At 52.0% G+C, this 12,436-nt stretch carries 11 protein-coding genes; 9 read left to right on the top strand and 2 right to left on the bottom strand.

All coding sequences use genetic code 11. From position 1 onward, the window contains the following. Positions 1-107: 107 nt before the first annotated feature. The 3 genes from treF (at position 108) to GK091_RS03280 (ending at position 3,791) form a co-directional block, all read left to right on the top strand. Positions 108-1,640, top strand: a complete 1,533-nt coding sequence (gene treF / locus GK091_RS03290) for an alpha,alpha-trehalase TreF (RefSeq protein WP_246202132.1) — start codon at positions 108-110, stop codon at positions 1,638-1,640. A 223-nt stretch (positions 1,641-1,863) separates the two neighbouring features. Continuing rightward, positions 1,864-2,484, top strand: coding sequence for a hypothetical protein (locus GK091_RS03285; RefSeq protein WP_164035186.1), 621 nt, complete (start codon positions 1,864-1,866; stop codon positions 2,482-2,484). A gap of 122 nt (positions 2,485-2,606) precedes the next feature. Next, a complete protein-coding gene (locus GK091_RS03280; protein WP_164035185.1) occupies positions 2,607-3,791 on the top strand; it encodes an acyltransferase family protein in 1,185 nt (394 codons plus the stop codon). Positions 3,792-3,889: 98 nt separating this feature from the next. Here GK091_RS03280 and GK091_RS03275 read toward each other — a convergent pair whose 3' ends face one another. Then, a complete protein-coding gene (locus GK091_RS03275; protein WP_164035184.1) occupies positions 3,890-5,404 on the bottom strand; it encodes an amidase in 1,515 nt (504 codons plus the stop codon). Between the two features lie 48 nt (positions 5,405-5,452). Beyond that, positions 5,453-7,015, bottom strand: coding sequence for a M61 family metallopeptidase (locus tag GK091_RS03270; RefSeq protein ID WP_164035183.1), 1,563 nt, complete (start codon positions 7,013-7,015; stop codon positions 5,453-5,455). Positions 7,016-7,292: 277 nt separating this feature from the next. On the opposite strand from GK091_RS03270, the gene rpmH reads away from it, so the two are divergent. The 6 genes from rpmH (at position 7,293) to GK091_RS03240 (ending at position 12,307) form a co-directional block, all read left to right on the top strand. Beyond that, a complete protein-coding gene (rpmH, locus tag GK091_RS03265; protein WP_164035182.1) occupies positions 7,293-7,460 on the top strand; it encodes a 50S ribosomal protein L34 in 168 nt (55 codons plus the stop codon). A gap of 72 nt (positions 7,461-7,532) precedes the next feature. After that, entirely contained in the window at positions 7,533-7,928 is a 396-nt protein-coding gene (gene rnpA, locus GK091_RS03260) for a ribonuclease P protein component (protein WP_164035181.1), read from the top strand. Positions 7,929-7,971: 43 nt separating this feature from the next. Continuing rightward, the gene (locus GK091_RS03255; protein WP_164035180.1) at positions 7,972-8,988 is read left to right on the top strand and encodes a hypothetical protein; all 1,017 of its coding nucleotides are present in this window, start codon (positions 7,972-7,974) and stop codon (positions 8,986-8,988) included. A gap of 25 nt (positions 8,989-9,013) precedes the next feature. Continuing rightward, positions 9,014-10,669: a S41 family peptidase gene (locus tag GK091_RS03250; protein WP_164035179.1), complete on the top strand. Its 1,656-nt coding sequence runs from the start codon at positions 9,014-9,016 to the stop codon at positions 10,667-10,669. Between the two features lie 58 nt (positions 10,670-10,727). Next, a complete protein-coding gene (tsaB, locus tag GK091_RS03245) occupies positions 10,728-11,417 on the top strand; it encodes a tRNA (adenosine(37)-N6)-threonylcarbamoyltransferase complex dimerization subunit type 1 TsaB (RefSeq protein ID WP_164035178.1) in 690 nt (229 codons plus the stop codon). A gap of 113 nt (positions 11,418-11,530) precedes the next feature. Beyond that, a complete protein-coding gene (locus GK091_RS03240) occupies positions 11,531-12,307 on the top strand; it encodes a type III pantothenate kinase (RefSeq protein WP_164035177.1) in 777 nt (258 codons plus the stop codon). Positions 12,308-12,436 lie beyond the last annotated feature (129 nt).

The following is a 12,436-nucleotide window of genomic DNA, read 5'->3' as shown; positions in this document are numbered from 1 at the left end:
GGCAAACTGGACTGATCTTTTTTTCTGGCCATGGTTACGCCTTATTTTTCGTACCAATACCGCCAGCACCTGACCACTCACTCATACTGAAAAATCGGTTCCTTACTTTGACAACTCAACCACAACTCCTGTCGCCCGATGAACTCTACGGCGACTTTTTTCGCGACGTTCAGTTAAGTTCTGTTTTTACTGACTCCAAAACATTCGTCGATTGCATCCCCAAAATGCCCCCGGATACGCTTATTGTCCTCTATAATTCGGAAAAGACAAAGCCCGACTTTGATCTGGAAACGTTTGTCCGGTCGAATTTCGTGGTGCCCGAAAAAGCAGGTAGTCATTACGTGAGTGACCGGTCTATCTCAACAGCGGAGCACATCAATCGGTTATGGGATCACCTCACCCGCCCCGCCGACATGCCAATTGAGGGAGGTTCACGGGTTGCGCTGCCCCACCCCTACGTTGTGCCGGGTGGCCGTTTTCGCGAAATTTTTTACTGGGACAGTTATTTTACCATGCTGGGCTTGCGGGACTGCGGGCACATGGATCTGATCCACGGGATGCTCGACAATTTCGCTTACCTGATCGACACCTTCGGCTTTATACCCAATGGCAATCGCACCTATTTCCTGAGCCGCTCGCAACCACCATATTTTGCTCTGATGGTGAAGCTGTTAGCCGAACTGGAGGACAATGATAGTCTGGTCAAATACGAACCCCAGCTTCGGCGGGAATATGATTTCTGGATGTCGGGGCGTTCGCATCTCACGACCGGTCTGTCAACCGAAAAGCGCGTGGTTCGCATTGGTGATAAAACCTACCTGAACCGGTACTGGGACGACACGCCAACCCCACGCCCCGAATCCTATCGGGAGGAAATCAAGCTGGCCGAAAAAGCAGAAAAACGGGGTACCGCTCCCGAAACGCTCTACAACCATGTCCGGGCCGCCTGCGAATCGGGCTGGGATTTCAGCAGTCGGTGGCTGGCCGATACAACGTCGATGGCAACGATCCATGCCGCCGATATTGTTCCCGTCGATCTGAACTGCTTACTCTATTTTCTTGAGACGATGTTACGGGACGCAAACCTTCGGGACGGTGGCTGGAAAACCGCGTATGGCGATCTCGACCCGTTGGTTGTCGCCCGTCAGCAAGCCATTCAGCAGACGTTCTGGAATGAAGAAACTGGTTTTTTTCACGATTACGATGCCATTGCCGAAAAGCAGACGGATGCGCTGACACTAGCGGGGGCGTTTCCTCTTTTCTTCAAACTCGCTACGGCCCAACAGGCCAGACGTATTCATGATCGGCTTAAAGCCGACTTTTTGCAACCGGGCGGCTGGGTAACCTCGCTCCACAACACGGGCCAGCAGTGGGACTGGCCAAATGGTTGGGCACCGTTACAATGGATCATTTATCGCGGATTATTGAATTACGGCTACGTGGAAACGGCCCATGAGGGTCGAAACCGCTGGCTGGCACTGAACGATAAGGTGTTCAAGGCCACCGGCAAAATGATGGAAAAATACAACGTTGTCGATGATACACTGACTACCGGCGGGGGCGAATACCCGAATCAGGACGGATTTGGCTGGACGAACGGCGTGTACATCAGGCTACTGAAAGAAGTGGGAAAACGGTAACAGGCCGATACCATCTGACTGGCGTGTTCTTTAGTGACTTTTTCAAATCGCGCGTGTGGTTTTGAGAAAGTCACAAAGGGACCGCACGGCGACAGCTAGTTTTCCCGGTACGCGTAGCTGTCCGTTCCAGTGACCGTTGGTTTAGTATCACAACGGTTTATCCCTATCTTCTTGCAACCCAATGGAGGGTGCGGTAGTTTAGCAGTTCTAAACGTCTCCTGTTATGACACCGCTCCGCAAGCATGCCGTTCTTCGGCGCGTTAAAGATATTACCCTTAGTGCCACATTAAGTATGGCCCTGCTCAATGGTGCGTCCATACTCCAAAGTTGCGGCAATAACCGATCTGACGAGGAACAGACCGAACAAACCGAAACGAGCTTTAAACGTGGCGTCCGGACGTTCATCACCGAAACAGCACCCGGCAACTTTAAGATCACCGACGAAGTGCAGGCCGAACCCGACAAGGCGGGTGCTATTGTCAACTATTTCGACGGTCACCGCGATACGCTTAGCGTGGAAGCGGCCAAAAAGCTGGTCGAATCGGACAAATCGACGAACACATATCTGAACAATCCGGGTGCGTACGGAGCCCAGCATCACAATGGTCTGGCCAACGTATTGCTTTGGGGGGGGTTAGGCTATATGCTGGGTCGCTCCACCGCTCCGCAATATCGTAATGATGAACGTCGTTACGGTTCCGGTGTCTACGCCAATGCGGCTACCTACGATCGGTCACAGCAGCTTCGCGAGAATGTCCGCACCTCCCGCGTTGTCCGCACGACACGGCCATCGGGCGGGCGCAGTGGTTTCTTTGGTGGTCGTAGTCGCGGTTTCTCGTCGTAGAGTTTACGCATCAGAAAAGCCGATTACTCAATACGATGTTAATACCCTTGCTTTCTCGTTGCGGGTTTGGTGACCAAGGTTACTTTTTTTGTTAATTTTACGGCTGAATCGTATTCGTTACTATGTCGGCCAACAACCCCTCTGCCGTCTACTTTCGTGGGTTTAACGGAGTTCGTTTTCTGGCAGCCTCGTCGGTGGTGTTTCACCACATCGAGCAGTTCAAAACGACTTTCGGTTATACCGACACCTTCACACATACCAATGAGCACCCGGTCGTTTATCAGGCCGGGCGTCTGGGCGTTGCTTTGTTTTTCGTACTGAGCGGCTTTCTGATCACCTACCTGCTATTGGCCGAAAAGCAGTCGTCAGGCCGGATTCATATTGGCAATTTCTACGTCCGGCGCATATTGCGGATCTGGCCCTTATACTTCTGGATCATTGGCCTGAGCTTCTTTGTCTTTCCGCACATTCCAGCGCTATACATTCCGGGCGTGTCGGAATTTGCCAATGACCATTTCTGGCCCAAACTGGCCTTGTTCGGCCTGGTGATGCCCAATATCGCGCTGACGTTTTACCACGAAATGCCGTTGTGTTCGCATACCTGGTCGATTGGCGTGGAGGAACAGTTCTACCTGATCTGGCCATGGCTCATCGGTAGTTTGCGTCCGCGCCGAACGCTGCTGGTGCTGGCAAGTATTGCCCTCGTTATGGCGGGTGGCTTCTTCTGGCTCCGCTACGGCCCCGGATCAACAGCTCCCGAAGCGGGAACAACGATGCTGCTGGTGTCGGATTTTCTGGCCCATTTCCGGATCGGCACGATGGCGATTGGTGGCATCGGCGCGTATCTGGTTTTCAAGAAAAGCCCTGTTCTGGACGTGCTCTACCGTAAATCGGTTCAGTGGGTAGTCTACGCGATTCTGGCAGTTCTGCTCGCAACGGGCGTTCGGATTCCGGGATTGAACTACGAAGGCTATGCGCTCTTTTTCGTCTTTCTGTTAATGAACTTAGCGGCTAATCCGAACTCGGTCATCGACCTGGAAAAGCCGCTGTTCAACTTCATGGGCAAGATTTCGTACGGGCTTTACATGTATCACCCGATTGCGATTGTTCTGTGCTTGTACGTTATCCGCCAGTTTCTGCCGTACAGTCTGGGTTTCTCGATCATTCTCTACGTGACGAGTTATGCCCTGACAACCCTGCTGGCCTGGCTTTCCTACGAATACTTCGAGAAGCAGTTCCTGAAACTGAAAGATCGCTTTGCTCCTAACGACAAACCAGTTGCCAAACCGCAACCCGTACGTGTATAGCAGTTAGCCCCAGCTTCTCGAAGCTGGGGCTGCTTATTGACGCCATTTACCCATCATAAACTAGTGGTTATCGGACGTGGTCGTCCAACCTACGTACGCTAAATGGCGGGGCGTTTCATAAACCACGGCTTGGCTTGTTCCAGCTGACCCGCCAGTCGGAACAAGGTAGCTTCATCGCCGAGTTTGGCCGCGAACATAACACCAATGGGCAACCCATCGGGCGACCAGTGCAACGGGACCGACATCGAAGGCTGACCAGTCATGTTAGTAATGACCGTGAAGGAAATATACCCCAACGAACGTTCGGCCAGATCATCTACCGTTTTGCTACCGTTCAGGTATTTGAGCGCCCCCAGCGAATCGACCAGTTTAAGTAGTCGCTGCTCCGAGGCCGTATTCTGAAAGGTTCCGATGGCAATGGGTGGTCGTGGTAAGGTAGGCGTCAGGAGCAGGTCATACGTTTCGTGCAAGCGGCCCATACTGCGATTGAGCGAATTCCAGCGCCGTTTCTGGTAGGCTACGTCAGCTGCCGAGAACCCTTCAGCGAGCCTTGCCTGCGCCCAGGTGTTTAGCTCAACATCGTCGCGCCGAGCGGGTCGGCCCAGGTAGTCGCCCAGTTCGCGCAGCGTTGCCGCCGTTTCGCTCAGCACATTCACAAAGAAGGCTTCCGTTATAATGGTTTTCTCGTATGGCAGTGGTATTTCCTCAACCGTATGGCCCAGGCTCTCCAACAAGTTAGCCGTTTCCTGCACCGCTTTTATACACGCCGGATCGACGGGCTGTGAGGCAATGAGCGTTTGCGTTGAGAAGGCAATGCGCAGTTTACCCGGCTCCTGCTCTACTTCGTCCGCAAACGGGCGTTCCGGTGGCGCAATTCCGTACGGATCACCCGCCAATGGACCAGCAACGGCGTCCAATAATCCGGCACTGTCGCGCACACTACGCGTCACCGCATGACCAACCACGGCTCCATTCCATAACTCACCAAAGCGCGGACCAAGTGTCACCCGTCCCCGTGAGGGTTTCAAACCAAACAAGCCACAGCACGACGCCGGAATCCGAATGGACCCGCCACCATCCGACGCGGTAGCCGCCGGTACGATGCCTGCTGCCACGGCTGCGGCTGACCCACCACTCGATCCACCCGGCGAATGCGTTAGCTTCCACGGATTTCTGGCCGGCCCGTATAGTTTGGATTCGGTATAGGGGGTCAGACCAAATTCGGGCGTGTTGGTCTTACCGAAAAAAACCAGACCAGCCGCCTTCAATCGCCGAACGGTTTCGCTATCCTCCGCTGACACGTGCGTCTGGTAACCCCTACTTCCCATTTTCATGGGTGTGCCGCCCCAGTCGAACTCCAGGTCTTTTAACAAAAAAGGAACACCCCGAAACGCTCCTGATGGAGGCAAATTCATGACCCGCTCGCGCCCTTTTTCGTACAAAGGTGTGACGATAGCGTTCAACTGCGGATTGACCGTTTCAGCACGGGCGATAGCCGTTTCGAGTAGTTCGGCAGGCGTAACCTCACCGGAACGAACGAGTTGAGCGAGAGCCGTTGCATCGTGCTTGACGTATTCATCGAACGTAAGTACAGGCGTTGGTGACGGTTGCATAGCAGGCTGGGGGAATGGGTAGATGATCCTGGTCGGTTGTTCGATCTGTTATTTTGCCACGACTTGCTTACCGGCTTGTTCGTCCGGAATAGGTCCTTCGTGCGGTTGCTCCGTAAGCTCCCCTTTAAACCAGCGAGCCCGGTGCTGATTACCCATCGCGTCATCTAGCTCCAGCAGGCGTACCCCGCCAATGGATTCAGAACTGGGTTCTTCGTACGTCACGGCCAGCCCTACCCAGCCCAGGTACTCATTCAGTTTGGCTTCGAGCGGCTGATTACCCAGAATACACAGATCGTAGTACCAATCCAGCGATTCGCCCGCTACCGATTCGGTCACCGCGCGATAATCGTCTAGTGTATAGCCAATGAACGGTTTGCCAAACTGCTGCCACATGATTCGCATCACGTCGTCCAGCGAGCGGGCATGATCCGTTACTTTTCGAATGTGTAAATCCAGGATCAAAGCGGCAATGGCTCCTTTATGATAGACCGATACTTTACGATCTGGCACGCCCTTATCGTAGCCATCCAGCCACAGGTCCCACGATGATTCGACCAGCGACTGAAAAGCCCGGCCGTTGTTTTCGAAATGCCGTTTGAACAGCACCTGAAGTTCTTTCAGATACGCTTCATCGTCAAACACGCCCGACTGCCGAAGCATCAGATCGCCGTAATACGTGGTTACACCCTCGGCGACGAAACAGGTCTGAAAATAATTTTCCTTCGTAAAGTCGTACGGCAGCATTTCGACAGGTCGAATCCGGATGATGTTCCAGGCATGAAATAACTCGTGCGACGATACGCCCAATAAGTCAAGGTACAACCCTTCGCCTTCATCGTTCGGACCGAGCACCAGTACCGTCGAGTTGCGGTGTTCGACACCATGATAATAAGGCGTCGGCAAAACAAGGGTCAGAAAGTGGTAGTCCTTTTCGGGAAATTCCCCGAAGAGCGCCAACTGTGTTGCCGAGAACCGACTGAAATCGCGGACAATCCGGTCATGATCAAAGGTTGTTTCCCCATCGGTTCGTCGCCCGCCCTGAATCCAGACATGGAACGCAACGCCGTTTATGTCGTATTGAACGTGTTGAATGACGGGGGCTGCGATCAGGGGCGAATCGACCAGTTCATAAAAGTCAGCTGCCTGTAGCGTTTTAGCGTTTAGCTGTTCCAGGCCACAAGCTATCGTCCATCCATCGGGGATGGCTAGTTCGAGCGTACAGGGCTCATCAATGCGCCCTTCCGCATACAAACACAGATTGACCGGGTTAACGTAAAGCAACGTTTCGCTGATAAAACTGCTGCCCGCATTGAGCAGATTCGGTGTTGGCAGCAGCGAATAATAGTTGTAGCGGGCCGTTAGTTCGGTAGCCCCGTCGGTTTCGACCAACCAGCGATCTTTCGTGATTTTGCGAACGGATAATGGCTGGCCAGTGGCATCGATCACCTCGAACCGTTGAATATTTTTGGCAAATTGCTGCAACTCATATCGTCCAGGCCGCCAGGCAGGCAACTGCAACTCGATCTCCGATTGCTGCTGAATACCAGTCAGCTGGGCTTCAACGGCGATATAGTGGGGTAAAATAGGATCGGCAGACAGACGATAATGCATAGGTGATTCAAATTGGGCGATTATAGAAACGAAGGTACGGGGTTACGGAGCGCATCGAAGCACGAACGAACCTGATCCTGCTTTGTGATTCAGAACAAATAAATTTTCCTGGTATCAAAGTACTCATTTATCAGCATTATCCTCATTTGCCCGTATTCTATTCCCTAACTCGCTTATAGATAAAACGTTTTTCCGAAAACGGTCTTGGTAAAATCAAGGCATTCTTCTATCTTTGCGGACTCATTTGGAAAAACAAAGGTTTTAGGGAAGATATATCATGAAAAGAACGTACCAACCATCGAACCGTAAGCGGAAAAACAAGCATGGCTTCCGCGAACGGATGTCAACCGCCAATGGCCGTAAAGTGTTGGCCGCCCGCCGGGCTAAAGGTCGTCACAAACTGACCGTTTCGGACGAGAAAAAAGGCGAACGCTTTAAACTGTAGTACCCGGTCGTTAGTCGACAGTCGGCCGATTCGCTTGACCTGATGGCATCTGACTGTCAATTAACGAGTAGTATGCAGCAAACCTTTACCAAATCGGAGCGGCTTTGCAGCAAAAAAGTTCTGGGTGAGTTATTTAAAAAGGGTAGTACGACCGGGTCGAATCAGACTGTGCGGACGTTCTACCTTTTTCCGTTTCGGGTGCTCTACATGCCCCACTCCGACCCACCCGCACCCGATGAGCCCTTCCTCCCCGCCATCGTCATTACCGTACCAAAACGTATATTTAAACGGGCCGTCGATCGCAACCTGATCCGTCGGCGCGTCCGCGAAGCGTACCGGCTGAATAAGTCGTTGCTCAAGCCGAATCAGTTATCACCCGCCTACATTGCCTTCTTGTATACCGCTAAGCAGATAATTTCGTTTGAAGAAATAGAAAAGGGCATGAAATTAGTCCTGAAAAAGATGTAATTTCGGTAGGTCCTTACGTGGCATCTCTCTATCGTTTTAAAAAATGTCCATCCACCTACCCCTTGTCAAACTTCGTTGGATTGCCTTGTTTATCGGACTAGCGTTGCTGACTGTTTTTGTAGAGATGGCCGTAGTGCGTTCGGCTGCGTTCAGTCAACGGGCTGGACAACTTGCACCAGGCGTTATTTTCGACTTGATCGTTGGCATTCCATTACTCTTTTATCTGTTCGTTGTCCGTCGGTTCGGTTTATCCATTCGAAGTTTACTGTTCGTTCTAGGGGGAGCGATGGTAGTAACGATGCTTATCCTGCCCCGGAATCAGTTCCATCTGATTGGCCTGTTACGAAACGGACTTTTAGTTGTAGAGCTGACAATTGCGGGCTATGTGCTGACACAAATCCGGCATATTCTCCGGCACTATCGACAGTTGCAGGCAATTAACCCTGATTTCGTTATAAATATGCAGGCAAGTCTCGATACTGTTCTAGGACGTACTGCACTCAATCGTATTTTAGTAAGTGAACTCTCGGTACTTCGCTATAGCCTGTTCGGATGGTGGGCACCGGTTGAGAAAATAGAGGCTGATTCTGTTTTTACAACATACCGAAAATCAGGTCAGGTGGCACTTACTGTAGGCATTATTCTGGTTGGCCTGATCGAAACAGCAGGTATACACTTGCTGATAAATCGCTGGAACCCGACAGCAGCCTGGATAGCAACCCTAGTGGGGTTATACGGTCTTTTATTTTTAGTAGCCGATCTAACAGCTTCTGTCAAAAGACCCGTACTTGTTCGAAATGACCACGTACTGCTACGATTCGGCTTACGCGGCCAAGTATACATTAGCAAAGAACACATCAAACGAGTAGATTCAATACGTGATAAGCCTACGCCTAGTCCAGAGACAATGAACGGCACCTTGCTGTCAACGCCAAATGTGCTGCTAACTCTTTGGAATCTTACTGAAGCAAGAGGTCCTTTGGGTAGTCAGCGATCTGTACGTCGAATTGCGCTGTTCGTTGACGACAAAGATGAATTTATCGATAAACTAACGGCCTGAACCGGCTCCCGAACGCCATATGGTTATGAAAAAACAGTGGAAATCCCTTGCCCTTGCCGGTGCGCTAGCCGGAAGCCTGTCGTTGGTGGCGATGAAAACCGACGACCGCTTCTTCGAGATCGCACGTAACCTCGATATCTACGCTACGCTGTTCAAGGAGCTGAACATGTATTATGTCGATGAGATCAACCCAAACCGGATGGTGAAAACCAGCATCGACGGTATGCTGAAAGCCCTCGATCCGTACACGAACTTCTTTGCCGAAGACGAAATTGAGGATTACATGACCATGACCACCGGTCGTTACAATGGCATCGGTGCGCTGATCGGACAACGGCAAAACAAGAGCATCGTCCTCATGATCTATGAAGGCACCCCCGCCGAAAAGTCAGGGCTCCAGATCGGGGATGAGATTCTTAAGATCGATGGAGTCGATATAAAAACCCGCAAGGATGCCGATACGGGCAAACTGTTGAAAGGACAGACCAATACGGCAGTTAAGCTCACCGTTCAGCGGTACGGTCAAAAAGCGCCCCTCGACCTAACCGTCAGCCGCGACGTGGTGAAGATGACCAACGTGCCCTATTACGGTATGATTTCCGAAGACGTGGGCTACATCGATCTTAAGGACTTTACGGCAACGGCTTCGCGTGAAGTGCGGACCGCTTTTCAGGAACTGAAAGGAAAAGGCATGAAAAAGCTGGTGCTCGACGTTCGTGAGAATCCGGGTGGATTGCTGAACATGGCCATCGACATCTGCAATATTTTCATTCCGAAAGATTCGGAGGTGGTAACGACCAAAGGAAAGGTAACGGAATGGAACAAGACCTACACGGCCCTGAACACACCGCTCGACCTCGAAATTCCGATCGTTGTGCTCACAAACAGTCATAGCGCGTCGGCGGCTGAAATTGTGTCGGGTGTAATTCAGGATTACGACCGGGGCGTACTGATCGGTCAGCGGACGTACGGTAAAGGGCTGGTGCAGACAACGCGGGAGTTGTCGTTCAATACGAAGCTCAAAATCACGACGGCGAAGTATTATATTCCGAGTGGCCGCTGCATTCAGGCCATTGATTATAGCCACCGCAACGCCGATGGCAGCGTCGGTAAGATTCCGGATTCGCTCAAAACGGCTTTCAAAACCAAAGCAGGTCGGGTGGTGTACGACGGGGGTGGCGTATTACCCGACGTTGTCACCGATGCACAGACGCCAACGCCGATTGCACTGAGCCTGACCAACAAAGGGTTGATTTTCGATTATGCCGTGAAGTACCGTCAAGAGCACCCGACGATCAAACCCGCTCGTGAGTTTCACCTGACTGACGCTGAATACCAGGATTTTGTTAAGTGGTCCGCCGATAAGGAATATGACTACACGACACAGGTTGAAAAGGACCTCGGCACGCTGGAAGCCTCGGCAAAGAAAGAGAAATACTTTGATCAGATTCAGGATCAGCTAAAAGCCCTGAAAACAAAGGTTTCGCACAGCAAAGACGCGGACATGATGACGTTCAAAACCGAAGTCCGGACTTTGTTGGAGCAGGAAATAGCGGGTCATTATTACCTCCAGAAAGGGCTGAAAGAAGCCTCTTTCGCCACCGACCCCGAATTAAAAGCCGCACTTGCCCTCTTCAAAGATATGGGTCGCTATACGTCGATCTTGAAAGGAGGCAAATAATACCAGCGATGGCGGGCAGACACAATAAAGCGTCTACCCGCCATCGCTCATCCTGTCTATGTTACTTCTCTCGCTTGATACCTCGACGGCTGCCTGTTCTGTAGCACTCCATAAAGACGGCACGCTGCTGGGCGCTTACGAACTTTTTACTGAGCGCACATCAGCGGCCATGCTCACGACATTGCTTGAACAGGTCGTTACGCACAGCGGCTTTGCGCTGCATCAGGTCGATGCCATCGCTGTTGCCAAAGGTCCAGGTTCGTATACGGGTCTGCGCATTGGCGTATCTACCGCTAAAGGACTTTGCTTCGCCCTGGACAAACCCCTGCTGGCGGTCAATACGTTAGTCGGTATGGCCGAGCAGATTCGCGCGCATTACCCAGCAAACTACAGATTATGTCCCATGATCGACGCCCGGCGGATGGAGGTGTATTGCGCTTTGTTCGACGCGTCGGGTCGGGAGCTGGCACCAACCAGCGCCCAGATTATTGACGAGCACTCTTTTGGCGACTGGCTGGCCCAGAGCCCGGTCGTGTTTTTCGGTGATGGGGCGGCCAAATGCCAGGCAATTCTTGGCTCTACTCCAACGGCTATCTTCCCGGATCAGCTTATCATTCCCTCGGCCCGAACCATTGGCAAGCTGGCTACAGTAGCGTTTGAAGCGGGGCAGTTTGAGGATATGGTTACGTTCGAGCCTTTCTACCTGAAAGATTTCATGGCGATCAAGCCGAAAAAAGCCATTTTTTAGATTCATTCATCCACCTGATAATCAGTCGATAATCCAGGAATGAGCGCAATAGTGCGGGAATCTGCCGTTTTTCCCCTTATTTCGCCCCGGCAACCGTCTCCTTCTCCGCTCTCGTGCAGATTATCGTTGATATTGGTAACACCGACGCTGTTTTCGGCCTTTATAACCAAACCAGCTGGCAACACATCTGGCGAACCCCCGCCCGACGCGATGAATCGGCGGCCTCGTATGAGGCACGACTTCGGTTGTGGTTACTGGAAGAAAGCGTTCCGCTGAGCAGTATCAAAACGACCGTTCTCAGCAGCGTTGTCCCCGATCTGACACCGACCATGCGGGCGATGCTGACGGAGTTGTTTGGTTTAGACCCGATTGTCGTTGGACCAGGTATTTATCCCCTTTTGCCCCTTGAGATTCTGAGACCGCACGAAATCGGGGCCGATCTGGTAGCCAATGCACTTGCCGCGTATACGCGTTACCGAAAGAACTGTGTCGTCGTTGATTTTGGCACGGCGTTGACCTTCACCACCGTTTCGAGTGAGGGGAAAATCATTGGCGTAGCCATAGCGCCGGGGCTAAAAACAGCCATCCGGTCTTTGTTTGCCAATACGGCCCAGTTGCCGGAAGTACCCATTGAAGTACCCGCTTCAGCGCTTGGCACCAGTACTACGCACGCCATTCAGGCTGGCATCGTGCTGGGTTATGAGGGGCTTGTTCGTTCATTGCTGGAGCGAATTCGGGCCGAGCTCAACGGCGATTGCATTGCGGTGGCTACCGGCGGCCTATCGGGTCGAATTCCTTCCCTACGGGATGCCTTCACCGACATCATTCCCTCGCTGACACTGGATGGCGTGCGGCTGATCGGCGAAACCGTCACCGAATCGATTCAATAAATCGATTTTTCGATACGGATACCATTCACAATCGGGATTGGTGCAGTAGGGCCATTTATGCCTCTATTGGCCTGTATCTGAAATATTTACCAGAAGAAAATCTCAAAATTTAGGTTCATCTGCGCTTAG

The organism is Spirosoma agri (assembly GCF_010747415.1).
GTDB classification, from domain to species: Bacteria; Bacteroidota; Bacteroidia; order Cytophagales; family Spirosomataceae; genus Spirosoma; species Spirosoma agri.
This window is presented reverse-complemented; position numbering and strand designations above follow the sequence as displayed.

What these genes read in the sequence shown, in the direction of transcription:
- GK091_RS03285 (WP_164035186.1), top strand. Translation starts at nt 1,864, where the DNA reads ATGACACCGCTCCGCAAGCATGCCGTTCTTCGGCGCGTTAAAGATATT.
- GK091_RS03280 (WP_164035185.1), top strand. Translation starts at nt 2,607, where the DNA reads ATGTCGGCCAACAACCCCTCTGCCGTCTACTTTCGTGGGTTTAACGGA.
- GK091_RS03275 (WP_164035184.1), bottom strand. Translation starts at nt 5,404, where the DNA reads ATGCAACCGTCACCAACGCCTGTACTTACGTTCGATGAATACGTCAAG.
- GK091_RS03270 (WP_164035183.1), bottom strand. Translation starts at nt 7,015, where the DNA reads ATGCATTATCGTCTGTCTGCCGATCCTATTTTACCCCACTATATCGCC.
- rpmH (WP_164035182.1), top strand. Translation starts at nt 7,293, where the DNA reads ATGAAAAGAACGTACCAACCATCGAACCGTAAGCGGAAAAACAAGCAT.
- rnpA (WP_164035181.1), top strand. Translation starts at nt 7,533, where the DNA reads ATGCAGCAAACCTTTACCAAATCGGAGCGGCTTTGCAGCAAAAAAGTT.
- GK091_RS03255 (WP_164035180.1), top strand. Translation starts at nt 7,972, where the DNA reads ATGTCCATCCACCTACCCCTTGTCAAACTTCGTTGGATTGCCTTGTTT.
- GK091_RS03250 (WP_164035179.1), top strand. Translation starts at nt 9,014, where the DNA reads ATGAAAAAACAGTGGAAATCCCTTGCCCTTGCCGGTGCGCTAGCCGGA.
- tsaB (WP_164035178.1), top strand. Translation starts at nt 10,728, where the DNA reads ATGTTACTTCTCTCGCTTGATACCTCGACGGCTGCCTGTTCTGTAGCA.